The sequence below is a fragment of the Solibacillus sp. FSL W7-1464 genome, assembly GCF_038004425.1.
In the GTDB taxonomy this organism is placed as follows: Bacteria; Bacillota; Bacilli; order Bacillales_A; family Planococcaceae; genus Solibacillus.
On the sequence record NZ_JBBORC010000001.1, the window covers coordinates 3019136 to 3045240 of the forward strand.

The following is a 26105-nucleotide window of genomic DNA, read 5'->3' on the forward strand; positions in this document are numbered from 1 at the left end:
AATACAGTATGCATAAAAAATGTATTAAGCACTTCATACACCTAATAAGTGTATTATGTGTTTAATACATTCTTTTGTCAATATTATTTTTTACAGGTAATCATTTACAGCTGTTTTCGGATAATCCGATTTAATCCATTCATGATCATTTGAAAGTTTTTCATCGCTAATGAGGAAATACTGATAATGGACTTTATCACCCTGATCCGGAACCGGGTCATTCCATGTAATATCGAGGTGATACCACTGTCCATCCACTTTCACCAAATTCCAGGCATGTGGCCCGCCCGCATTGCCGACAACATATTTTGCTTCGATGCCGAGTGCTTCAAACATTAATAATGCGGCCAAAGCATACCCTTCACAGACGCCTTCCCCATTCATTAAAACCGAATATGGCGTATGCGGGTTCGCTTTACTGTTCATATTGTAAGCTGTATGCACAACTAAATAGTCGTTCACATATTTCACTTTCTCCGATTCCGTTGCATTCTCCGGAATTGTACTGATAATCTGATCGATTTTACCTAGCACAATGGCATTTTCTTCTGCTGTTAAATCATAGTTTACCGTTGCATGCCATTCAACTTTATTGCCGTAGTATTTGGCACGTGTTGAGAACTCGCCCATGACCGCCCATAAATACGGTTCATTTGTTTCCAGCCATGCAAATACTTCATCTATTGTTGTTTCAAAATCGGAGACGTCTCCTTCATAGTACACCGTAAACTGATGTTCAAACTGGGACATATGGTGGGCGATTGCCTGGCCTAACTGTTCCACATTTGTCACTGCCTGCGGTAAATCTTTTACGTCATAAACCGGAACAACTTTCTTATTTGCCAAATCCTGAAAATTAAAGCTTTGCAGTTTATTTTCACCTTGCATAAAGCTGGTCACGATCTGGTCGATTTTATCCTCCAAGTTGACATTCAGTTTTAATTGAATGTTTTCGTCAACTGTCGGCAATGTCAATGAAGAGGCTTTTACTTCTTCTTTCAAAATTCCGCCCGAAAGAATTGTCGCTATGAGAAAAAGACATGTAAATAACCCTTTTGAATATGTTAATGCGCTTGCATACAGTTTTGTAAAAGGATTCCTCGTCATCCGGTTTAATTCCGTATTTGCTTTCAATTCAAACTTATTTCGATCTCTGGAGACAAATAATCGATTCGGTTTTGATGTTGCGTTCTTATAAACACTTTTATATACGTCAAAAAGCTGTTGCTTATTTCCTTTTGCCAATTTAATTTGTTTAAAATGCTGCCTGATTCCTTTTCGTATTCGGCTCCGAATATATAATTGTGCGGTAAAGGAACGAAACAGCTTTATAAAAATTACTAGGACGATTAGAAAAATGATTGAAAAAATAATTAAATTACTCATATTACCCCCTACTAACCATAGTTATTTCTATATTACTTAATTATAGTTTCAAATGATAAATAATATGCATAATATTCTCCTAAATAGACTGGAACTATTTTCTTTACCCATGATTTATAGATTACCTTCACTTAAAATGAATTTCCGAAAACAATTTACTTTCACGATCCAAAAGTGTAAAATTACACTAATAGAGTATCATTACTTTTGTTGAAAGAGGTGATTTTGTGGAAAGAGATCCGGAGATGCTGGAACGGATTGCGGCTTTGGAGCAGGAACTTCGATTGTTAAAAACAGAAGTGCAGCATTTAAAGCAACATACGAAAATAGAGCAAATTATACCCGAAAGAAAAGAAACGGTAAAGCCGCCTATTATTCCGGCAAAGCAACCTGTATCAAATACGGTTGCTGTTCCTAAGGAAGACCCGATTCCCGAAAAGGAAAAGCGGTCACTGGAAGAATTGTTCACACGGGCATTACCGCGCATCTTTACAGTCATTTTAGTGCTCGGTGTCCTTTGGGGATTGAAACTCGTGAGTGATTACGGCTTTTTATCCGATAGCGTCAAAATTATCGCCGGCTTTGTACTGTCCATCGGTCTTGGCGCATGTGCCTATTATATGGAGAAAAAACAGAAAGGATCGCGGGTTGTCGCGTTATCGCTATACGGTGGTGCCTTCATCGTCGGGATTTTAACAACTGCTGCAGGGGCCATTTTATATGATGTGCTCAGTTTATACGTAGCACTGATTTTTGCACTGCTCTACATTGTTTACGGAGTATTCATCAGCTATATTAAAGGAAATGAAGCATTGACAGTACTCGTTGTCTTTACGTCATTACTGCTGCCGTATTTACTGGAATACATGCAGTTTAGCGCAATAATTATTGGTGTTTTCATCGTACTGCTGTTCGCCGTTCTACAAATCGTTATTTTGAAGCATACACAGCGAAAAGCGCTTTATATCGGGACCGCTTTTTCAGTTTTAGCACTGGCGGTTGTTTCGATATTCCATGATGAACGCCTCGTCTTTTTCGCATTTGCGCTCATTGCGGTGTTCAGTCTGTTTCTTATTAGTTTCTTACGGTTATATTCTAATAAAAGTAAGATTCATGCGAGTTTCCTATTTACCTTTACTGTCTTCGTATTGTCACTGGTAAACGGAATTCTTTCCCGTGAACAGACGCCGTTACTTATCGCGCTTATTTTGTTCTTAGCGATTGTAGCCGGTGCTTTATATATCGTATTTAAGCGTGCTGACCGACTGTTGACCGATATGTTCGGGACATTATCGGCGATCGTGCTTCTGAATATTATTACACAGCTTAATATTTCAAGTGAAATGACGTTGCTTCTGATGATTGTCGTAGCATTTGGAGGATTGGTTGTTGCGGTAAAACATGCGATAGTGTTCATGAAATGGGTTAAGTTCATTACATTCTCTCTATTGGCCCTTTTTGTTTTAATGTTTTATGAAGTGGAGCCATTTTTCTCGCTGAAGCATTTAAACATTGTTCTTGTCATCGCAATGCTTGTCGTTCTTTATAAAGTGCTGCTTCAGTATAAAGGCACAGCTGTCGAAGAGAAAAAGAGACTTTTCAAACTGGAAGATATTTATCCGTGTCTATTATATTTAGTTGCTCTGCTATACGTTTGGAAACTGGACTGGGCTTATATGCCGCAGCATTATACAACGTTTTTAGTATTTAGTGTAATCGCGTTTGCCTTTGCCGCAGTTTTGATCGTCAAAAGCGAAATCGTCGGTCAAATTCTTCCTTGGCTTGCTGCCGCGGTATACGGAGCTGCAGGACTTGTTTTACTGTCCACTGTATGGGTGGATGATCGGGCAGTTATTGTCGCCATTATCGTCCGTATTTTATACTTTGCCATTCTGTGGGCAATTGTCGCAGATGCTTGGGAACAAGGATGGATTTATAAAAACTATAAAACGTTTTTCAGCCAATATACAGAACCACTGACAATCGCCAGTATGATCATTTCGGTTATATGGGTTTTCAGTATAACGAATTTCATGAATTTCCACGAGCTTATCAATTGGAGCACCGCGGTTATTCTGAATACGGTATTTATTTTCATCATTGCCTGCATTTCGCTGTTCCTCGCAGCGAAACGAAGCTACTCTAATTTGAAAATGGTCGGTATCGGCTTACTGTTCTTCGGGATTATTAAGATGATTTTCTTTGATTTATCCGAGCTCGACATTTTGATTCGTTCGATTTCATTCATTATTATCGGTGCAATCGGACTTGTCATTTCAAACAAACTACTCGGAAAAGGAAAAGACGAATAATTGTTAGCTGAATGCAGTCTGGGCGATTTTGCCCAGACTTTTTTATTTCAATTCATCGAAAAGGAAATGGTATTATGTTATATTTAGTGTATTATTACACGAGGTGATTCGATGGATCGAGAGTTTATCATACAAATAACATCGGAAAGTTTGAAGCTTATCCGTACGGAAAATAATTACACGCAAGATAAAATGGCCGAAATTTTGGGTATTTCAAAAAAGACGCTTGTACAAATCGAGAAAGAGCGCAACTTTGCAAACTGGACAACAACAATTGCGATCTGTGCCCTTTTTCGTCATAGCGAAACATTGCAAAACCGTATTGGCGGCGATCCGATGGAAGTCATTGAACTTACTGCACATCATGTCATCATTACCCCACGCGAAAAAACAATGGGTGGATATGTTTGGTGGAAGAACATCGACGAATATAAAAAACACCGCCTTCAGCAAAATCTTCTAAGCAAGCATTACCGCATTTTAGACGACGAAAACTATCGAATCATCAGTACGTTTGAAGAAGATGTCGTAATGGAAAAGTGGCAAGCGATAAAATCTATTATTTAACAAAAATATTTTATGACTATCCTGCTGATTCGAATTTCCCTGTCAGCAGGATTTTTAATGACGGCAATTTATCCCGGTAATCGTAATAATGCTTTTCTCGTAAATAAACTGCCCCACCTTGCAAATAAACTTCGAATTTCGGGTATCATTTATTTAACAACTCTTTTAAGGATGTGTGTACGATGTGGAAGGAGATTTATGCGGATTTACATATACATATTGGACGTACTTATAAAGGACGGGCAGTAAAAATAACAGGAAGCAAAAACCTGACGCTGACAAATATTTTAGAAACCGCTACTTCGAGAAAAGGGCTGGATTTAATCGGCATTATCGATTGTCATTCACCTGAAGTAATTGAAGAAGTCGAACAGCTTCTTCACGAACAAAAAGCTACAGAATTAGTGGAAGGCGGAATTCGTTATAAAAAGACAACCCTCATTTTAGGAACGGAAATCGAGATTTACGATGCAAACTGTCATGGTCCGATCCATGTTCTGTGCTATATCCCAACACTTAAGAAGATGAAACAGTTTTCAGACTGGCTCCAACTTCACCAGAAGAATATTCATTTAAGCACACAGCGTTCGCATTGCGACGGGCGCACTTTGCAGCAAAAAGTCCATGAACTTGACGGCCTGTTTATTCCGGCACATGTATTTACCCCGTTTAAAAGTCTTTTCGGCAAAGGGGTTAAAAGCAGCCTGACGGAAGTTTTCGATCCGACGCTCATTGATGGAATTGAACTTGGGTTAAGCTCGGATACGATGATGGTCAAAGGAATCAGTGAATTGGCTCCCTATAGTTTTGTAACAAATTCGGATGCTCATTCTTTAGGTAAGCTCGCCCGTGAATATCAGAAAATCCGGGTAAAGGATGTTAATTTTGAAGAATTGAGAAAAGCACTTCATCAAAAAGAAGGAAGAACAATTACAGCCAATTACGGCCTCAATCCCCTTCTTGGCAAGTATCATGAAACGGTATGTGCGAACTGCGGCGAACAATTAATAGAGGAAGGTCATAGCCGCTGCCCTCATTGCGGGAAAGAACAGCTGATCAAAGGCGTGGCAAAAAGAATTGTGGAGTTAACGGATAACCCGCAGCTGGAAATTGCCAGACCTCCATACATTCATCAAGTTCCGCTCGATTTCATTCCGGGTATTGGATCTAAAACAATTGAAAAGATGCTGGATGCATTTGGAACCGAGATGAACATTTTGCATGAGGCTTCATTGGAAGAGCTGAAAAACGTCATCCCCGAAAAACTTGCCGTCCTGATCGACTTATCAAGAAAAGGTCAGATTGCCATAACGGGAGGCGGCGGCGGTATATACGGGAAAATTGATACGAATTGATTGAATCTTCGATTAAACATCGAAATTCTTTCCAATTTTAAATCCTCATATTCGTACACTCTACTAAGTTATAGTATACTTAGATGATAGAAATTTTATATAAAGGCAGGGTAGGAACATAATGAAGAAAAAACGTAAATTGGGCATTGGCTTCAAAATCACGAGTGGGTATATTATTCTCATAGTATGTCTAATCGTTGCGGCACTTGTCTTAAATAATCAAATAACAAGTTTACAAAAAGAACGAAATGACATTATTAAATATGATTCTCAAATGCGTATGATGTCAAACAATCTAGAACGCCAAATTCTTAATATGGAATCCTCCTTACATCGCTATTTAATTACAGACGATGAAGCGCATTTAAATAAATTCAATGAAGAAATGGCAACTTGGAAATCTTCCTATGATGAATTGAGTACCATTGTTTATGACTTTTCAAGCGGTCAGGAACAACTTGAAGTAGTACATAGCGGTATCGAAGATTGGATTAACAATATTGGTCAGCCTCTCTTGAACGCGATACTTGCTAATGATAATGAAGAAGTACTTTCAATGTTTAACGGTGTGGAAAGCAGCCTGGCCATTAGTCAACTGCAGCAAAAATTCACCGCTTTCCGTACGTATGAAACAGAAGCCATTCAAGTCAAAGTTGCGGATCTTAATGATCAAAATACGGCATTAACATATAGTCTTTTTGCGATCTTAACATTAATTGCAACAGTGACTATCGTGATTTTCACAATTATTTCACGGAATATTGCCGGGTCGATCAACGAGGTAACTGAAGCTCTTGAAGATATGAATGCTTCTGACGGGAAAGTACGGAAACGTATTACTGCCAAAACGAATGATGAAGTAAAAGACCTTGTACTGGCGACGAATTCCCTTCTTACGACATTGGAAAACCGTCAATGGTACCAAACGAACTTAGCCGAAGTTGTAACGGCCTACCAAGGTGTCGATACACTTGATGAATTAGGTGAAGTATTGCTGAAATCATTAACAACTCGTACACATTCGGTATACGGCGCATTTTACATTCAGGATATCCGCAACCATAACAAGTTCAACAAAATTGCTGCGTTTGCAGAAACTGGCGATGATGTAGGACGTGACAGCTTTGAAGTAGGTCATGGCTTCATCGGTCAGAGTGTAAAAGAAAAGCGTATATTAAGCTATGACAACAAAGATAATAGCTTCCACTACTTGGAAACAGCACTTGGAAATATTCCGATTTCAAACGGTATTATCGTCCCTGTATTTTTCGGAAAAGAAGTCGTCGCTGTTTTTGAATTGGCTTCCTTAAAATCATATAATCAGCAGCATCGCGATCTTATTAAAGAAGTGGTTGTACATCTAGGTGTAACGATCAACAGTATTATCGGACGTATGGAAGTTGTTCGTCTATTAAATGAATCGCAGGCAATGACGGAAGAATTGCAAGTTCAGTCAGAAGAGCTTCAAACGCAATCTGAAGAGCTGAAAATGCAAACAGAAGAACTGACAACAATTAACGAACGTTTAGAAGAACGTACACGTGATGCGGAACAGAAAACGCATGAACTGGAAAAAGTACAGGTTGAACTGAAGCAAAGTGCAGAGCAGCTGCGTCAAAGCTCAAATTATAAATCCGAGTTCCTTGCAAATATGTCCCATGAATTGCGTACACCGCTTAACAGTATTTTAATCTTGTCTGAAATGCTTGCTGAAAACCATGAACAGCATTTATCTGAAGATGAACTGGAGTATGCAAAAGTTATCCATGATTCGGGTGAAGATTTACTGAACCTGATTAATGACATTCTGGATTTATCGAAAGTGGAAGCCGGAAAAATGGATTTATGGTTCAGAGAGATGGATGTATATGAAATTCCACAGCATATACAAAATTTATTCCAGCCGGTAGCGAATCAAAAAGGCCTGGAATTATCTGTGGATGTAGCAAATAATCTTGCAGAAATTTTCCATACCGATGTAAAACGATTCCATCAAGTTTTAAATAACCTGCTTTCCAACGCACTCAAGTTTACTGAGGAAGGTTCAGTAACTGTGAAGGTGGACAAAGCACGTATAACGCCTGCCATGAGACAGCTTAGCGATACATGGATTACGGTTAGTGTGACAGATACCGGTATTGGTATTCCGAAAAATAAACAAAACATCGTATTTGAATCGTTCCAGCAAGCGGACGGCGCTACTGTTCGTAAATATGGCGGAACAGGATTAGGTTTATCCATTTGCCGTGAAGTGACAAAACTTCTTGGTGGCTGGATTACATTATCAAGTGCTGAAGGCGAAGGTAGCACATTTACAGTGTACTTGCCAAGCTTACCTGAAGGAAATGCTGTACAATCGAGCATCGCTGAACAGGAAGCTGTTTATACAGAGGTAGCTCCAGCTATTCCAATGGGTGTACCTACATCAATATTTGAAGAAAAGCATATTTTGATTGTTGATGATGATTACCGTAATATTTATGCGCTTCGTCAGGCATTGGAACATAAAGGTGTTCACATTATAGAAGCTTCCAACGGTGTGGAATGCCTGAATATTTTACAGACGGCGACTCGCGTAGATGCTGTTCTGATGGATATTATGATGCCTGAAATGGACGGATATGAAACAATGGAGCGTATCCGCAAAGATTTACAATTATATGAGCTGCCGATTATTGCATTAACAGCAAAAGCGATGAAGCAAGACCAAGATCGCGCATTTGAAGCGGGGGCTTCCGATTATATAAGTAAGCCTTTAAACTTGGAACAACTATTCTCCGTACTAACGGTATGGCTCACAAGTGGGGAACGTATACGAAATGTATAGAAAGAAGTTAGAGATACGCTTGTTATTAGAAGCGATTTACACATTATCAGGATTTGACTTCCGAAAGTATAATCAACAATCAATATTACGACGTATTGAGCATCGCATGCGGCTCAACAATTTTTCATCAATCTCTCAATTAACCGAATCGATAATTTACGATAAAGAGTTATTGAAAGTGCTGCTGAACGATTTTTCGATAAATGTAACGGAAATGTTCCGGGACCCCTCTTTCTTCAGGGCGTTCCGCGAAGAGATTGTTCCGCAGCTGAAAGATCTTGATAAGATACGGATATGGCATGCAGGCTGTGCAACCGGCGAAGAAGTTTATTCGATGGCCATCCTTTTGCAGGAAGAAGGACTGTTGGATCGTTCAATCATGTATGCGACAGATATGAATGAAAATGCGCTGTTAAAAGCCGAACAGGGTGCCTTCCCTCTTCATAAAATGCAAGCCTATACGAAAAATTATATTTTGGCTGGCGGAACAGAAAGCTTTTCCCAATACTATAAAACGGATGACAGCTTTGCCTCTTTCCATCCTTACTTAAGCGAAAACATCATGTTTGCCCAGCATAATCTGGCAACAGACAAATCGTTTCAGGAATTTGATGTGATCATTTGCCGCAATGTGCTCATTTATTTTACACCTGAGCTGCAGCATGAGGTACATCATCTCTTTTACGATAGCTTAGCAAGAAACGGATATCTGGGCTTAGGCGATAAGGAAACATTGCAGTTTACGCCGCTCGTATCCAAATACCGCACCGTCAACGCAACGGAGCGTATCTATCAAAAGAGATTCTAGTAACAGAATTTGACTATGTAAAGAATGGTACATCTATTATGGATGTGCCATTTTTTTATTTTGGATGAAGCAAAAAAAACCAATTTTTCTCTGTAAGAAAAATTGGTTTTTATAGTTAACATTAACTTTTCAGCTGTTGGCACTCAATAATAATACACACATATCATCCGGCTGGTTATGCTGCTGTTCGCCCTTCACTAAATAGTCGATTGGTGAAATGTCCGTCGACCAGTGGCTGCTCGCAATTTTGCACAGCTCTTTATCCGATTCTATTTCACAAGGACCCATTGCTTCCAAAACCCCGTCTGTAAACAGGACAATTTGGATGGATGAATTATATGGAATAATCGCCTTCTCAATTTTAATATCTTCAACAAAACCTACTGCATAGCTCGTATGTGTAATCGGTACAGTCTTTTCGCCATCAACAAAAGCATAGCCCTTTGGATGGCCTGCATTGACGTATTCCACTGTCTTTTTCTTCGTATCGATAATAAAATATACGCCGGTGAAATAATACAATATATTTTCTTTTTCATTTTGCAGTAAATTCATATAACGATTCAACTCTGCGATAACAAGCTCAGGGTCTGTCAGCTTTTTAATTGCCTCACGTAAAACGGAAGAAATATACATACAAACAAGCGATGCGGACACCCCATGCCCCATCATATCCAATAGCATGACAGCATATCGGTCTTCATCGAGCTTGTCCCAATAATATAAATCCCCCGCCAAATTTGATGATGGTAAATAAGAAGCGGTAATCGAAATATTCGACTCATGAACAGGTGGGCTTAAAAGGCTTTGTTGGACACGGGCTGCCAGATCCAACTCTCTTTGGATAATCTTCTCCTGATTTGTATGCCAGTCCAGTTCTTTTTTCAGTCTTTTCCCGACACGTATACGGGCTAATAATTCTATTCGATTAATTGGTTTAGTTATGTAATCAATGCCTCCAACATCTAAAGCTTCCGACAACTTCACTTTATCTTCCAGTGCCGTTACGAATATCACCTGGATATCTTTCCATTGAGGATTTTGCTTTAATATACGACAAGCTTCAATTCCATCCATTTCCGGCATCATGACATCCAATAAAATAACATTAATGTCATAGCACTTAGGGGCATTGGATGGATCTAGGTAGTCAAACATTTCTTTTGCAGATTGTACGGAAACAAACTTCTCATAACCATCACTTTTCAATATTTTTTCAATAACGAAGAGGTTAACTTGGTTATCGTCTACAACAAGAATGGTCATTACATCAACTTCTCTCTATTTTTTTAGATAAAGCATATAATTCATTGCCCGTCCCACATAATTATACAGAAAACAACAGGTAAATGAAATGAGGAGGCTTACTTGTCATGATTTCAGTCTATTAGTCTTATTAGCTATGTACTATGTATAATATAAGGGATTGATAGACTTAATCCGAACGCTTCTTACTTTCACTCTTTCTGTGGGGAAAAAGCAGTACTTTATTACGAATAATTTGCTATTAATTATCCTCATATATGTTTCCCACAAAAGAGGGATGGGTAAACATATAAGTTATGTTTTTTTTGAGAAATTTTGCATAGAGTATTCTTTATTGGGAAAAGTGGTAATAGGCAAGATAAATAGTATGTTGGAGCCATGTCTCACTATATAATCTTATCTATTGCATAGTAAGAGTGTACATATTATGATGAGCATAATTATTTAAAGAAAAGGATTCGATTTGATGAAAGAAATTTTGCTTATACTATTATTACAATTACTTTACGTTCCTTTATTTACACTGCGTACAATTTTTTTAGTTAAAAATATTACAACGCTCGCATCCATGATCGGAATCGTTGAAATGCTCATCTATGTATTTGGTCTGTCTTTAGTTTTCAGCGGCGACCAAGGTTTTCTTGCAATGGTCGTTTATGCGGTCGGTTTTGGTCTGGGGATTATTATCGGGACGCGCATCGAACAAAAGCTTGCGATTGGTTATATTTATGTAACGATCAACACGCAAATCCGCAATGAAGAACTGATACAAGTTATGAGAAATGAAGGATTTGCGGTAACGACGTACGTTGGTGAAGGCCGTGACAGCCAGCGCTATAAATATGAAATTTTAACAAAACGGAATCGTGAAAAGGAATTATTTATGCTTGTTCAGCACCATGAGCCATCAGCGTTTATTATTTCCTATGAACCGAAATCGTTTAAAGGCGGTTTCTTAGTAAAACGAATGAAGCAGCATAAGAAACATAAGTAAAAAAGTCCAATGAACGAAGAAAGTGCAGTACTGCACTCTCCCCTTCATTGGACTTTTCTTTTTATTTCACTTTATGAGCTGTTACTTTTTCAAGTTCCTGACCTAAAAACTTCGCAAGCTGCAGCATTGCATACTTCTCTTCTTTTGCCTCTGCATCCGGGTTGTAGTTCGTATTTGTGTTAACATCATACGTGAATACTTCTCCATTTACATTGCGGATAAATTCAATGCCTGCTACATCAATTCCACTGTCTTTCAGGAAATTCGCATAGTTTTCAAGCAGCTTTGTTTCGTTGTTTTCGACGATTTCAAATTTTGCACGCTGCTCTTTCGGCTCTTCCCCTACAGGACAGAACAGATCGCCAATTTGGCATACGTCTGCAGGACAAAGCTCAAATCCTTCCGATGTATCCACTTGCACTGAGTAGAAATACTCGCCGCCGATAAATTCAACACGTGTGATGTATGATTCAGGCGATTCGATATATTCCTGAATCAGCACAATTCCATCAACCGGCTCTTCATAGTCCGGCTTCGCTAAATGCTCTTCAAGTGCAGCGATCGAATAGAACAGCTGAACACCCAATCCTTTCCCTGCACGATTATGCTTCGTAATAAACGGCACAATATTCAGTGCTTTTGCTGCTTCAATAATTTGCTGTTTCCCTACAGCGGCAATAGTTTTCGGAGTTTTAATTCCATGCTTTTCCAGTGCCGTATACTGCTTTACTTTACTCAACTCCAAACGTAGTGCATTGCTGCCGTTCAATACTTTTCTTCCGTGGAATTCAAGCCAGTCCAGTACTGCTCCTGTCAGTTCAGGTGCATAACGGTGATCACGCGTATGTGATGAGGCACTCATTCGGTTATAGAATACGCCTTCTGGTGGAGCCTCTGTCAAGTTGACAATCCCCTCGTCCAAATGCCAGGTTTCATATGGTAATTTCAATTCCTCTAAACGATTTACTAAGTGACGCGTCCAATCGTCATTTTCATGGATTACGTAAATTTTTGCCATCTTCCATTCCTCCGATACTCTTTCAAACTGTTAAACAGAATTTTCCAACTTTAAAATTGTACTTCCATCATACATTAATTCATATGAAATTAGTATGATTTAAGTTTATTACTTAAAAATAATTGCTCTGCTACGTTAAAAGAAAACATCATCCATATTACCAAAATTCATATTCAAAAAATGATATTATACATTATATAGCCATAAATTTACTAATATTTCTATTATTTATGGCATTAAGGGGATGGACATTATGGAAATAAGAGATTTGAAAAACTTTATTAAAGTTGTCGATCATAGTAGTTTCACAAAAGCTGCCGAAGAAATGTATGTTACACAATCATCTTTAAGTAAAAGTGTTAAACGATTGGAAACTCAATTTGAGAGCCAGCTAATTATCCGTATAAAAAACAAAATACACCTAACAGATATCGGGAAAATCGTTTATCAACAAGGCCGCGAGATTATTAACTCTGTAAATGATCTCCATTTATTGATTAATCAAACGAAAAATATTGAGCACGGAAAAATCCTGTTAGGCATTCCACAGTTGATAGGAACATTATTTTTCCCTAAAATCGCAAAAGAATATTATGAATCACATGCCAATATTAAAATTGAATTGTTCGAACGTGGTGCAAAAAAATTAGAACAAATTTTAAATGATGGGAAAGTTGATATTGCCCTTATTGTAAAAACTCACTTAACAAAAGATGATTACAACTTTTATCCCTTTATTGAGGATGAATTTTATGTTTTTTTAAACAAGAATCACCCTTTAGCAAATCGTTCAGAACTTGCGATTTCAGAATTAAAAAATGAAAAGTTCATAATTTTCTCCGAGGAATTCACATTACATGACTATATCATCAATGCATGTAAAGCAAATGGTTTTTTCCCAAACATTTTATATAAAAGCTCTCAATGGGATTTGATTTTGGAACTTACAGCCTCCCATAATGCTGTTACATTATTGCCAAAATCCATCTATTCCAAAAATGTGAATCCTGATATTAAATTAATTAAATTAAAAGGGAAACCACTCTTATGGTCATTAGTTTTCATTACTTTGAAAGACTCCTATAAATCCTTCGCTCTACAAAGTTTTATTAATAAAATAGATTCCTTTAAACCTTAGTATTCCATTTCGGAATACTAAGAAGTCTCTTTATTCATTTTACTATTTTTCATACATAATATAGAATTTTAATTAAATTTAGAGCAAAAAACGGAGGAATTACATATGGCTTTATTAGGGTTTTTAACTATCGGAATTTTTTTGATTCTAATTTTTTCTAAAAAAGTATCAGTTATAGTTGCGTTAGTTTTAGTACCAATAGTCTTCGGATTAATTGGCGGGTTCGGGTTAGACCTAGGGGAAATGATGCTGAACGGTTTAACTACCGTTGCCCCAACTGGAATAATGTTAGTATTTGCGATTTTATTCTTTAGTATTATGTTAGATGCTGGATTATTCGATCCTATGATTCGCTTTATTTTAAAATTAGTCAAAGGTGATCCTCTTAAAGTAGTAATGGGTACAGCTGTACTAGCAATGCTTGTTCACTTAGATGGGAATGGTTCTGCAACATTCATCATTACAATCTCAGCGATGCTGCCTATTTATAATCGTTTAGGAATCAGCAGACTAGTATTGGCCGGTGTAGTTGCTCTTGGGGCTGGTGTTATGAACATTGTGCCATGGGGCGGTCCGACAGCCCGTGCCATGACAGTATTGGGCGGAGAAGCTAGTGACATATTTAACCCTGTTATCCCCGCAATGATAGCAGGAATTGCTTGGGTATTATTCGCTTCTTATTTAATAGGAAGAAAAGAACGTAAGCGTTTAGGTGTTTTAACACTTGAAGAAACAGAGCTGCAATTGAATTTATCTGAAGAAGAAATGAAATATCGTCGTCCAAAACTTGTACTGTTCAATCTTCTTTTAACAATTGCGTTGCTTGTACTACTAGTTGGTGCATGGTTGCCGATGCCTGTGGTATTTATCATTGCTTTTGTAATAGCACTTATGGTGAACTATCCAAACCAAAAAGATCAGCAATCCCGAATTGCTGCACATGCCAGCAGTGTTATTCTGGTCGCTACGATGATTTTCGCAGCGGGTATATTTACGGGGATTTTAAATGGTACTGGAATGATTGAAGAGATGGCTTTGGCATTTGTTAGTTTAATACCAGAATCTATGGGAAGATTTTTACCAGTTCTAGTAGCCATTACATCGATGCCCCTTAGTTTAGTATTCACACCAGATGCATATTATTTCGGCGTGTTACCCGTTATTGCTGAAACCGCTGCAAACTTGGGCATTGATCCATTTGAAATCGGACGCGCTGCAATATTAGGTCAAATGACAGTAGGTTTCCCTTTAAGTCCACTGACGGCTTCAACTTTTATTTTAATAGGATTGGCGCAAGTTGATTTAGTAGATCATCAAAAGTTTATTTTTAAATGGGCATTCATGACAACGATTGTTATGACTGTTGTTGCATTATTAATCGGAGCAATTTCAATTTGAGGTGAAAAGCATGAGAATAGGTGTAGGAACAGGGTTTGCCGGAGACCGTATTGAACCGGCAGAAATACTATTGGAAAAAGGTAATTTAGATTATTTAGTATTGGAATGTTTGGCGGAAAGAACAATTGCCTTGGCTCAAAAAAGAAAGCTTGCAAACAACAATTTAGGCTATGATCCCTTGTTAGAAAAAAGAATGCGTTCTCTTTTACCAAAATTAGCAAACAAGAAAACGCGCATTATTTCAAATATGGGTGCTGCCAACCCCATTGCCGGGGCCGAAAAAATCATTTCCATTGCACAAGAACTAAATATCAATGTAAAAGTAGCCATCGTTACTGGTGATGATGTTTTAAGTAAACTGACTGACAACTATGATATTTGGGAGTCGGGGAAAAAGCTCGGGGATTATGATGAGATTCTTTCAGCTAATGCCTATATTGGGGCTAAAGCTTTATTGGATGCCCTAAAGTCTGATGCCCAAATCATCATTACAGGACGCGTAGCAGATCCATCCCTATTCGTTGCACCAATGATTCATGAATTCGGATGGTCGCTGGACGAATTAGATAAAATTGCTCAAGGCACAGTCGTTGGTCATTTATTGGAATGTGCAGGACAGCTCACGGGCGGATACTTTGCAGATCCAGGCATTAAGGATATAGAAGGTATGGCAACACTCGGATTCCCGTTTGCCGATATAGATTCAGACGGGACAGCTATATTCAGTAAAGTTGAGGGAACAGGTGGCGAGCTTAGCCTTGCGACGATGAAGGAACAGCTGCTTTATGAGGTATTGAATCCACATGCCTACTATACTCCTGATATTATCGCTGATTTTTCAAAAGTAAAATTTGAGTATTTAAAAAAAGATCACATTAAAGTATCCGGGGTTTCTGCAGTAGGAAAACCCGAAACGCTGAAAGTCAGCATCGGATATAATGCAGGATTGATCGGTGAAGGCGAAATTACTTATGCAGGACCCAATGCTGTTGCTCGTGCAAAATTTGCCGGAGAAATAATTCGTACACGTATCGGGCATTTATACTCTGATTTCCGTGTAGATTTAATTGGACTCAATTCAGCACATCGTAAAGAATTTAGAGATACCGATCCATATGAAATCCGTCTTAGAATTGCCGGAAAAACAAATAATCCGAACTATGCGAGCCTTGTAGGAGAAGAAGTAGAGGCATTATATACGAATGGGCCTGCTGGAGGCGGCGGTGCACGTAAGAACGTAGTGGAATTAGTAGGTATCGTTTCAACATTTATTGATGAACAGGAAGTAGTGCTGAATACGTTGTTTAAGGAGTGTAATTCTAATGAAACTGTATAACTTAGCACATTGCAGAACCGGTGATAAAGGTAATTCTTTGACGATGTCAGTCATTGCCTATAAACAGGAGGATCTGCCGCTTCTAGTAGAAAAACTTACAGTGGATGTGTTAAAACAACATCTCGAAGGAATCGTATTAGGCGAAATTGAGCGATATGTACTTGAATCTATTGGCGCTATTCAATTTATTTGCCACCAAGCACTTGATACAGGCGTTACTACCTCTTTAACAATGGATACACATGGTAAATCATTAAGTTACTCCCTTCTTGAATTAGAAGTGTAAGCATTAAAAGTTATAGCTATTTAGGAGGCTAGTTTATGAATAAGGTTTTTGAATCTTTTGATAAGGCTGTTGAAGATATTAAAGATAGCACAACATTATTAGTAGGTGGATTTGGCCTTTGCGGTATTCCTGAACACCTTATCAGTGCTGTTCAAAAAAAGAATATCAAAGATTTAACAGTTGTCAGCAACAATTGCGGGGTAGATGACTTTGGTCTTGGTATCCTTTTAAAAAAACGTCAAATTAAAAAGATGATTGCTTCTTATGTTGGTGAAAATAAAACATTCGAACAGCAATTTTTATCTGGTGAATTAGATGTAGAGCTAACTCCCCAAGGAACTTTAGCGGAAAGGATCCGAGCAGGCGGCGCAGGAATCCCCGGGTTTTATACAGCAACCGGTGTCGGTACCCCAGTTGCAGAAGGTAAAGAAGTGAAAGAATTTAACGGAAAACCGTATATATTGGAAAATGCAATTCAGGGAGACTTTGCTCTTGTAAAAGCTTGGAAAGCAGATAAATCCGGTAATTTACAATTCCGAAAAACATCCCGTAATTTCAACCCTCTTGTGGCGACTGCCGGTAAAATTACCATTGTCGAGGTAGAGGAACTTGTAGAAATTGGTGATTTAAATCCTGATGAAATCCACTTACCGGGTGTTTATGTTCAACGTATTATTCATAGCCCCCATTTTGAAAAACGCATTGAACGTATGATGCTAAGGGAGGAAAACTAATGGATTCACGCACGAAGATTATTAAAACTGCCGTCCAGGAAATTGAAGATGGGATGTATGTAAATTTAGGAATTGGAATGCCAACACTTATCGCCAATGAAATCCCTTCAGATTTCAATGTATTTTTACAATCTGAAAATGGCTTACTTGGAATAGGACCCTATCCAACCTTAGATGAAGTCGATGCAGATCTGATTAATGCCGGCAAAGAAACTGTTACAGCAAGACCAGGCGCAGCTTATTTTGATAGTGCCACCAGCTTTGGCATGATTCGCGGCGGACATATTGATTTAGCAATTTTAGGTGGCATGGAAGTTTCACAATCAGGCGACCTTGCCAACTGGATGATACCCGGAAAAGTTGTAAAAGGTATGGGCGGTGCTATGGATTTAGTCGTAGGCGCTAAAAAGGTAATTGTCATTATGGAACATACTAACAAATACGGTGAATCTAAAGTAAAAAAAGAATGTTCTTTACCCCTGACAGGAAGAAGTGTTGTACATCGCTTGATTACTGATTTAGCCGTATTTGATTTTAAAGATGATCAAATGACTTTAGTTGGATTACAGGAAGGTGTTACAGTGGAAGAAGTCATCGAAAAAACTGAGGCATCTTTTATTAATGCACTATAAGAACCTATCCTCACATTGACCTTTTCGGATACACTATTACGCTTTATATTTTTCACTGAAAAAGTAACACGAATCGACAAATACTATAATGGAAAAATCCCTCAAGGAAAAAATCTTGAGGGATTTTTCTAACGTGAATACTCAGCAACTTTATTACGCCCTGCCTGTTTTGCACCGATATAAAGTGCACGGTCGGCATTGCGTAAAAGCCCTTTCGTCTCATCCGTGTCATCCGGTACATTGGAAACTCCGATACTCACTGTAATAAATACCAGCTCTTTCTGACCGTCTTCGGCTAAATCAGATTCAATTAAAAATGGTGTTTCTTCTACACAATGACGAATCTCTTCACCTAATTGGACGGCCTCTTCCTTCGTCATATGCGGTAGAAGCATGACAAATTCCTCTCCCCCATACCTTGCTAAAACTGCCCCTTCTGGAACGAAATTTTCCAGTAATCCAGCAAAATTTTGAAGGATGACATTTCCCGCATGATGGCCATACGTATCATTTATACGTTTAAAATAATCAATATCCATCATTAACAATGAAAACTGCAGATGTGGATTTGCCTGAATCCGCTCCTGCTCTATTACAAGCATTTTATCTAAATAATGATAATTATATAGACCTGTTAAGGCACAAGTCTCACTCTTCTCAACCGCCGCACTGAAGTATTTCGCTTTTTCCAGTGACACGGCAAAATACGTCGATAGCAAGTGCACGATATCCATCTGATACTTTTCAAAAGCATTCTTTTTGCGTGCCGTTAAAATCAGTGTTCCTTCCGTTTTTTGGTTGCGGTGTATCGGAACAATCATGACACTGTTCATATCGGAAGGAAGGAAATCCGGGGCATCTTTTTCCCATTCTTTTGAACTGGAGAACACTTTTTTGTCTTCTGTCTGGAAGCAAATATGAATAAAGGAATCCCGGATCGAATCTGAATCAGCCTGAATTTCAATATCTTTTCCATCTACTCTAGCACGCAGAATTACATATTTATCTAGAATATTATCGACAAGATACATTGCATCGTGTGTAAAAAGCTGACTCACGCGGTGCATAAACAGCTCAATAATTTGCTGTGCGCTTAGCCTGTCTGCCAGCTCATGGCCAAACTCGCTTGCTTTACTGAGCGAGTAGTTGACCCGTTCCGAAATATTGTACATTTTTGCAATAAACGTTATCGCAAAAAATGGAATGCCGAGCAGGAAAATTGCCGGTGCCCCGATCCCATTAATCAGGATGACCAATGTAACGGCAAATGGAATCGTAATGGTAGCACTCCCATAATCCCATAGTAAATGCTCACTGAAAAACTTTTCGTTTTCCCCTGTAAATCGATCGCGCAAATACAAAATCGTATGATTGATAAACATGTGCAACACGACAAAAACTGTTCCGTAAAGCAACAAGTGCGTTAAATTCGTATTCCCTACTTCAAACCCTGCTAAATGGACAATACCTGCAGCGAAAAACGACGTATAGGCAAACATCCAGGAAGTAAAAATTATGCGGTAAAACGCATCTTTATGATTTCTCATCTGGTAAATAATCGGTAAAATACTTAACTGGACGATGAGCATTTCTGCCCCGACCCCGTACAGCAAAAACGCGGCCAATGTCACCCATTGAGAAAGAATAATGGTGGTGTTTCCGATTTGGAATGGTATCGCTGTTGTAATAAGCGCGAATATCGATAAATACACGAAAATTTCCCAGTCAATTGGCTGACTTGGAAACAGAAAATATAATCCGTACATAAGGGGGAGTCCAGTAGCTACCCAAAGCAATATTACATTCTGTTTTGTTCTTCGATTAAATTCCATACCGGGCCCCCTTATCTTTTTGACTGAAATGTCTGACAAATATTAGTATATCATGATTACTAAGGAATGTAGCATGTTTTACTTCCTAACTTTTTGTTTCTATTATCCTAATGATTATTCGATTTATAGGTTTTTAGCTATACCATACTGTAAAATAATAACATAATTATACAAATATTCAATAATATTATTTGAAATAATACAAAAATTGTAAATCTTTTTTTAGACTGTTAGTTTACTTTTTCTATATTGTTTCATATATAAGTTTTTTCATCCAATGTCTTACCTACTACATTTTATTGAAAAGTTTTGACATACTCAGCCCCATAATATTGATAAAACTGTTTTGTTTTATTAGCTGCTAATACATCCACATATATTTTTTGATAGCCCTGCTCTAAAAAGGTATTCACATTGATTTCGCGATTTCTGTTTATTTTCAGGGTTTTCGATTTACTAGATGTTCTAATATATTTTGTGAAGTTCTAATATATTTTTATTTCTTCTAATAAAGTTACGATTTTCTAATATATTCGACTGATGTTCTAATAAGGTCGCCTGTTGTTCTAATATGACCGTCCGATTATCTAATATCCCTTGCACTTCTTCTAATATCCCACCGGTTTGTTCTAATAAAATCCACTTCAAGGAAAAAGTCTCCCAATAATTGTTAATTTTCTGCATAATTTTTTTATTTCATTTATTAAATGACAGGTATACGTTAAAATTGAAAATGTTGGAGGTCGAACTTCTTCATAATGTATTAAGTAAAGGACTGATGGAATGAAAAGAAGATGGTTGTTTTTAATGAGTCTTCTCGTTGTAGTCGTGCTCTCTGCCTGCTCACAGAAGTCAGAGGACGAGACGAAGGAACGGGTTAAAATTGGTGTCATGCTGTCAGATGCGGGACTTGGTGATCAGTCGTTTTCCGATATTGCTTTTGAAGGTCTTGAGAAAGCACGTGATGAATTAGATATAACATTTGATTACCGTGAACTTGAATTTACCGGTACATATAAACAAGGCTTGGAAGAACTCGTTGAAGAAGGTCAGGATCTGATCATTGGGATCGGATTTACGGTCCAGGAAGATATGGAGACAGTTGCTGCAGCTTATCCGGATGAGCATTTTTTACTGATCGATGCAGTGTCTGACTTGCCGAATATTCATAATATAACATTTAAAGAAAACGAAGGTTCCTATTTAATAGGTGCACTCGCTGCAATGAAATCTGAAAGTAATACGATCGGATTTATCGGTGGATTAGAAAATGAAGTAATCGAGCGTTTCGAAACCGGGTTTAAAGCAGGTGCCAAACATGTAAATCCCGACATAGAATTGTTATCCGTTTATGCTGGTGATTTCGGTGATGATCAGCTTGGTGCTTCCATTGCACGTGAAATGATTGAGCAAGGTGCGGACTATATCTATCCAGCTGCAGGCTTTACAGGCGTTGGTTCTATTTTAGCGGCACAGGAAGCCGGGGTACATGCATTCGGTGTGGACAGCGACCAGTTTTTCCTTGCAGAAGATACGATTGTTTCTTCGATGTTAAAACAGGTTGATACGGCCGTTTATCAGGCCATTAAAGAAGTTGCGGAAACAGGGGTACTTTCGGAAAAAGATAAAGTGCTCGGTATTAAAGAAAATGGTGTGAGCCTTGCCCCAATCCGTGTCGTGAATTTAACTGCACAGGAACAAAAACAAATCGAACAATTACAGCAGGAGCTTGCGGACGGTCAAGTGATGATTAAATAGAAGAAAGGAGATCGTACAACAGTGAAATTAAAACAGAAAATATTAATGTTGGCGTTGTTACCGCTGCTGCTGGCTGTCTGTATTATCGGCTATAATATTAGCCAGCTGATGAGCCTGAATGCATCTACGGAAGAAGTCGTGGATTCCTTAGTTGCCGTTGAAGAATTAAACAGCTCGGTTCAAAGCCTGCAAAAGTCATTAAGCGTCTATTCGATCAATGTATCCGAAAACAACAAATATAATATTGAAACAGATTTAGCGCGAACTGAAGAAGTTTATAAAAGTCTGCAAGGCAGTTTTTCAACAGAACGCCAACGTCAGATCAGTGCACAGTTTGAAGAAAAATTCGCGAAAATTTCCGAAGCGACTGCCGCTTCCCTACAGGAAACAAATGTCGCGGAAATTAAGCGTCAATCCCAGCGGACACGAGGAATCGTCAATGATGTAATCGAGCTGAAACGTGATGTCAGTGCAAACTATACCACGATGCAGCAAGAGCTTGGCAATAAAATTAATACTATTACATGGATTTCCATCATTTCGGCCATTGCACTCATTATCGTAAGTGTCGTGTCGGCCCTGTATTTCACTAACAGAATTGTTGGCCGCATCGGTCGATTAACAGCAGGTGCTAAAGAAATTGCTGCCGGAAATTTAAATGTGCAGTTTGAAGATCAGGATGCGGATGATGAAGTTGGCGAACTGCAGACTTCATTCCGCCAGATGACAGGCAATTTAAAGGAAATCATCACGCATGTATCGGACAGTTCAGACCAGGTTGCAGCATCTGCCGAGGAGCTGATGGCCAGTGCCGATGAAACAATGCTTGGCACAGAGCTGATTTCCACTTCCATTCAAAATGTTTCGGATGCAGCGGACAAGCAAAAAGTAATGTCGAGCTCCTCTGCCGACTTTGCACAAAAAGTATTGGAAGAGGCAGAAGAAATTGCAGCACAGGCTGATCATGCGACAGCACTGTCTGTTTCAACAAATGAAAAAATCGAAAAAGGTTCGGTGTATGTAGAAAATACTGTCTCTCAAATGAATCTCATTCAAACTACAGTAGAAGAAACAGCGGATTCTTTAACGCTTCTTGCCAGCCGTACGACTGAGATTGTCAATATATTAAAGCTTGTACAGGATATTTCCGATCAGACGAACTTGCTGGCACTGAATGCGGCTATTGAAGCAGCGCGTGCCGGTGAAGCTGGTAAAGGTTTTGCCGTTGTCGCAGATGAAGTGAAAAAGCTTTCTGAGCAGACGAAGCAGTCCGTATCCGATATTTCACGAATTGCAGGTGAAATTGAAAACGATACGACAACAACTGTTTCATCAATTCAGCAAGTGAAGGAACGTGTCAATGCGGGTATTACAATCTCGCACGATACGAAGGCAACATTTGACGAAATTTTGGCGATTATCGGTCAAGTACAAGATCAGGTAAACGAGATTACTGCTGTTTCTGACAGTATTCATTCGAAAATGGAATCGGTGTCAGAGCAATCACTTGAGATGGCGGCCGTTTCCGAAACTACGGCAGACAATGCTGTGTCGGTTGCATCCGCTTCAGAACAGCAGCTTGCCTCGATGTCCGAAGTAAATACTGCTGCAGGGTCGCTTGCCCACCTTGCCGAAGAGCTGCAAGGTATTGTGGCGAAGTTTAGAACTTGATTGAATTTCCGAAATCCTTTTATAGGGTTTCGGTTTTTTTATTGGGGCTGGTTCGGTTGGGTTGGGTTTATTAGAAGAATTATTGCTGATATTAGAAGATCTCAGGTAGTTATTAGAACATCTGCAACGTTTATTAGAAGTTTTCAATATATGGGCTTTAAGTATGGCGAAGTTTGATTATTAAGCGGTTTACGGGATACGGTTTCGTATTTTATTAGAAGAATTGCATGAGATATTAGAAGATCGCGTTTAGTTATTAGAACATTAACTGAGTTTATTAGCACTTCCCGGACACTTATTAGAACATCCGTCCATTATTTTAGAAGATGAGACTTTTATTAGATAACTTTTCACTTTATTAGAATATCCCTGCTATATATTAGAAAATCCATCGCCAGTAATCCGATCCCATCCATAAAAAATTTTATATGACGAAATATCCTATTTAAAACAGCAGAATCGTCATTTAAATACTAAACTTCATTTTCGGACTAAATAACTACTACATCCTGTAAAAAATAGACTTAAGTACTTAAAATTCCAACCGAAGTTATTACTAGATTCTAACTTGGACAATATGGAGGACTTTAAGATTATGAATATCGGAAAGAAACTGTTCGGTAGCTTTGGTATCGTTATTTTGATTATTATTTTTCTCTCAACTTTTTCCGCCATTAAATTGACAGAAATCGATGAAAACTTTTCATACGTAATTGATGATCGAGTATACAAAGTAACTGAACTATCGGCAATCCAGAATGCGACATCATTACAAGGGCTGTATCTCCGCTCATATGTTTTACGCCAGGACCCAGCTGATTTAGAAAGCCTTACTTCTCAGAAAGAAATGATTGCAACTACAATCGGCGCAATTGAAGGATTATTCGTAACTGAAGACATGAAGGAAAAAGTCAACATTTTAAAAGAAAATCAAGCTTTATATAATGACTATGTATCAGAAGTTATTGACTATGTGGATAGCGATGAAACAGATAAAGCGTACAATGTGCTATTCGAGTTCGCAGTACCAACTAACCGTACCATTCTGGAAACAATAACCGAGATGGTTGATTTCCAAAAAGAACAAATGCATAAAACAAGCGAGGAAACGACAGCAACTGCAAGTTTGAGTGAAAAGCTGCTGATTATCATTTCCGTTATCGGTGTTTTACTAGCATCAATCTTAGGTATTTTTATTACACTCAGCATTACCCGTCCGTTACGCAGGTTAACAATGGCGGCAAATGTAATTGCAGACGGCGATTTACGTGAGGAAGATATTCAGGTTAAAACAAAAGATGAAATTGGCGAACTTGCAACTGCCTTTAATGCAATGAAAGCCAATCTTGCCGAATTAATCAGTAATGTATCGCTGAATGTTTCAAGTACAACAGCTGCTTCGGAACAGCTGGCGAGCAGTACCGATGAAGTGTCGGCCGCTTCTGCAGATATTGCGAAACGTGTTGAAACTGTTGCTGAGGGCGGCAGTCATGCGGCAGCAATCGGAAATGATTGTGCGATCGCCATGGATGAGACTGCCCAAGGTGTAAGCAGAATCGCTGAAGCCGCGCAAGTATTGAACTCACATGCGATGGACATGCATACTATTGCAGGAGAAGGCGGTAATACATTACAGACAGCTGAACAGCAAATGGCCGTTATCCAGCAATCTTCTCATGAAACAAGAGAGAAAATTAAGCAACTGAGCAGACAATCTGCCGAAATCGAAAATATTACAAAAGTAATTACGGATATAACAGATCAGACAAACTTGCTTGCGCTAAATGCGGCAATTGAAGCTGCCCGTGCAGGAGAACATGGTAAAGGGTTTGCCGTTGTCGCTGATGAAGTGCGTAAACTGGCAGAGCAATCGAAAAACTCGGCGTCACAAATTGCCAGCTTAACATCGACAATTCAAGTAGATACGAGAGAAGTTGAAGAAAGCGTTAATACAACGGTTCACAACGTCGATCAAGGTGTTGTCTACTTACAAAATGCGCAAGTTTCATTTAATCATATTGTCGATTCTATCTCGGAAATGACTGCCCAAATCCAGGAAGTCTCTGCATCATCCGAACAAATTTCCGCAAGTACCGAAGAAGTTGCAGCATCTATTACTGAAATGGCTCATGCAGCTAATGGGGCTGCTGAAGAGGTCGGTATTGTCCAATCAGCAGTTGAAGAGCAAACTGCTACAATGCAGGAAATTAACATAGTCGCCCAATCATTGAGCGAAGGTGCTGTAGGAGTTCAAGAACAAATCAATCAATTTAAAGTGTAAAGTTAAAGACGCAAAAGCTGGAATATCAGCTTTTGCGTCTATTTGCATTATTGGATTCTACTAAACTCTTATCCAACTAATTAATCAGCTTGTACCATTTTCACTAGCACACTTGCCAATGATTTCTTTTCGCTTTCATCTGCTACTTTCCATAATTCCTGCAGCACTTTTTCTTCACTGTTTCGAGGTTCTTCGTTTTTAGCTAAATGATCCGCTACAAACTTGGCGCCTTTTGCCAACATGTCATCGCTCAAACCTAGTCGTTCACCTTTAGCAAGCTGGTCGTTCAAATAGCTTTTGAACGTTGAAAAGCTTTCTAAAATCTGATCTTTTTTTTCTGGAGATAATTCATCAAGTTTCTTGTTAATGTTATTCATTTCACTCATTTTGTAATTCCTCCTAGATTGTGTTTTGGCGTTCCCCTAACAATTACCCGCCTCCTTTGTTATTAAACTTTATTTTAAAAAATCTTCTAAATTTAAATTATTATGTTGCGCTACATAACA

At 38.6% G+C, this 26105-nt stretch carries 21 protein-coding genes; 15 read left to right on the forward strand and 6 right to left on the reverse strand.

Annotation, left to right across the window (positions count from 1 at the left end; translation table 11 throughout):
* Positions 1–90 precede the first annotated feature (90 nt).
* Positions 91–1386: a transglutaminase domain-containing protein gene (locus MKZ25_RS15045; protein WP_340802203.1), complete on the reverse strand. Its 1296-nt coding sequence runs from the start codon at positions 1384–1386 to the stop codon at positions 91–93.
* A gap of 227 nt (positions 1387–1613) precedes the next feature.
* On the opposite strand from MKZ25_RS15045, the gene MKZ25_RS15050 reads away from it, so the two are divergent.
* The 5 genes from MKZ25_RS15050 (at position 1614) to MKZ25_RS15070 (ending at position 9255) form a co-directional block, all read left to right on the forward strand.
* The gene (locus tag MKZ25_RS15050; protein WP_340802204.1) at positions 1614–3698 is read left to right on the forward strand and encodes a DUF2339 domain-containing protein; all 2085 of its coding nucleotides are present in this window, start codon (positions 1614–1616) and stop codon (positions 3696–3698) included.
* 111 nt (positions 3699–3809) lie between these two features.
* A complete protein-coding gene (locus MKZ25_RS15055) occupies positions 3810–4265 on the forward strand; it encodes a helix-turn-helix transcriptional regulator (protein WP_340802205.1) in 456 nt (151 codons plus the stop codon).
* 182 nt (positions 4266–4447) lie between these two features.
* Entirely contained in the window at positions 4448–5620 is a 1173-nt protein-coding gene (locus MKZ25_RS15060) for an endonuclease Q family protein (RefSeq protein ID WP_340802206.1), read from the forward strand.
* A 121-nt stretch (positions 5621–5741) separates the two neighbouring features.
* Entirely contained in the window at positions 5742–8447 is a 2706-nt protein-coding gene (locus tag MKZ25_RS15065) for an ATP-binding protein (protein WP_340802207.1), read from the forward strand.
* Entirely contained in the window at positions 8440–9255 is an 816-nt protein-coding gene (locus tag MKZ25_RS15070) for a CheR family methyltransferase (RefSeq protein ID WP_340802208.1), read from the forward strand. The genes MKZ25_RS15065 and MKZ25_RS15070 overlap by 8 nt, the downstream gene beginning before the upstream one ends.
* 129 nt (positions 9256–9384) lie before the next feature.
* On the opposite strand, the gene MKZ25_RS15075 is transcribed toward MKZ25_RS15070, so the two are convergent.
* A complete protein-coding gene (locus MKZ25_RS15075; protein ID WP_340802209.1) occupies positions 9385–10521 on the reverse strand; it encodes a fused response regulator/phosphatase in 1137 nt (378 codons plus the stop codon).
* 466 nt (positions 10522–10987) lie between these two features.
* Here MKZ25_RS15075 and MKZ25_RS15080 point away from each other — a divergent pair, with 466 nt between their 5' ends.
* Positions 10988–11515, forward strand: a complete 528-nt coding sequence (locus MKZ25_RS15080) for a DUF2179 domain-containing protein (RefSeq protein WP_340802210.1) — start codon at positions 10988–10990, stop codon at positions 11513–11515.
* Between the two features lie 61 nt (positions 11516–11576).
* On the opposite strand, the gene MKZ25_RS15085 is transcribed toward MKZ25_RS15080, so the two are convergent.
* Positions 11577–12533 carry an ATP-grasp domain-containing protein gene (locus tag MKZ25_RS15085; protein WP_340802211.1) on the reverse strand — a complete coding sequence of 319 codons (957 nt, stop codon included), beginning with the start codon at positions 12531–12533 and terminating at the stop codon, positions 11577–11579.
* A 253-nt stretch (positions 12534–12786) separates the two neighbouring features.
* Between MKZ25_RS15085 and MKZ25_RS15090 the strand changes: the two genes are divergently transcribed.
* The 6 genes from MKZ25_RS15090 (at position 12787) to MKZ25_RS15115 (ending at position 18057) form a co-directional block, all read left to right on the forward strand.
* The gene (locus tag MKZ25_RS15090) at positions 12787–13671 is read left to right on the forward strand and encodes a LysR family transcriptional regulator (protein ID WP_340802212.1); all 885 of its coding nucleotides are present in this window, start codon (positions 12787–12789) and stop codon (positions 13669–13671) included.
* A gap of 105 nt (positions 13672–13776) precedes the next feature.
* Entirely contained in the window at positions 13777–15069 is a 1293-nt protein-coding gene (locus MKZ25_RS15095; RefSeq protein WP_340802213.1) for a CitMHS family transporter, read from the forward strand.
* A gap of 10 nt (positions 15070–15079) precedes the next feature.
* Positions 15080–16405, forward strand: a complete 1326-nt coding sequence (locus tag MKZ25_RS15100) for an acyclic terpene utilization AtuA family protein (protein WP_340802214.1) — start codon at positions 15080–15082, stop codon at positions 16403–16405.
* Positions 16392–16691, forward strand: coding sequence for an AtuA-related protein (locus MKZ25_RS15105; RefSeq protein WP_340802215.1), 300 nt, complete (start codon positions 16392–16394; stop codon positions 16689–16691). Before MKZ25_RS15100 ends, MKZ25_RS15105 begins: the two co-directional genes overlap by 14 nt.
* 35 nt (positions 16692–16726) lie before the next feature.
* Positions 16727–17425: a CoA transferase subunit A gene (locus tag MKZ25_RS15110; RefSeq protein WP_340802216.1), complete on the forward strand. Its 699-nt coding sequence runs from the start codon at positions 16727–16729 to the stop codon at positions 17423–17425.
* Complete coding sequence (locus MKZ25_RS15115) at positions 17425–18057, forward strand: 3-oxoacid CoA-transferase subunit B (protein ID WP_339195679.1); 633 nt, start codon at positions 17425–17427, stop codon at positions 18055–18057. Before MKZ25_RS15110 ends, MKZ25_RS15115 begins: the two co-directional genes overlap by 1 nt.
* Positions 18058–18185: 128 nt before the next feature.
* Here MKZ25_RS15115 and MKZ25_RS15120 read toward each other — a convergent pair whose 3' ends face one another.
* Together MKZ25_RS15120 and MKZ25_RS15125 are read right to left on the reverse strand one after the other, a co-directional pair.
* Positions 18186–19889: a sensor domain-containing diguanylate cyclase gene (locus tag MKZ25_RS15120; protein WP_340802217.1), complete on the reverse strand. Its 1704-nt coding sequence runs from the start codon at positions 19887–19889 to the stop codon at positions 18186–18188.
* 465 nt (positions 19890–20354) lie between these two features.
* Positions 20355–20537 (reverse strand): hypothetical protein, encoded by a 183-nt coding sequence (locus tag MKZ25_RS15125; RefSeq protein ID WP_340802218.1) that lies wholly within the window; start codon positions 20535–20537, stop codon positions 20355–20357.
* Positions 20538–20672: 135 nt separating this feature from the next.
* Here MKZ25_RS15125 and MKZ25_RS15130 point away from each other — a divergent pair, with 135 nt between their 5' ends.
* From MKZ25_RS15130 to MKZ25_RS15140, 3 genes are all read left to right on the forward strand, one after another.
* Positions 20673–21647: a BMP family lipoprotein gene (locus MKZ25_RS15130; protein WP_340802219.1), complete on the forward strand. Its 975-nt coding sequence runs from the start codon at positions 20673–20675 to the stop codon at positions 21645–21647.
* Positions 21648–21668: 21 nt separating this feature from the next.
* Complete coding sequence (locus MKZ25_RS15135; protein ID WP_340802220.1) at positions 21669–23318, forward strand: methyl-accepting chemotaxis protein; 1650 nt, start codon at positions 21669–21671, stop codon at positions 23316–23318.
* A gap of 595 nt (positions 23319–23913) precedes the next feature.
* Entirely contained in the window at positions 23914–25599 is a 1686-nt protein-coding gene (locus MKZ25_RS15140; protein WP_340802221.1) for a methyl-accepting chemotaxis protein, read from the forward strand.
* Positions 25600–25679: 80 nt separating this feature from the next.
* Here MKZ25_RS15140 and MKZ25_RS15145 read toward each other — a convergent pair whose 3' ends face one another.
* Positions 25680–25985: a DUF3243 domain-containing protein gene (locus MKZ25_RS15145; RefSeq protein ID WP_340802222.1), complete on the reverse strand. Its 306-nt coding sequence runs from the start codon at positions 25983–25985 to the stop codon at positions 25680–25682.
* Between the last annotated feature and the right edge of the window lie 120 nt (positions 25986–26105).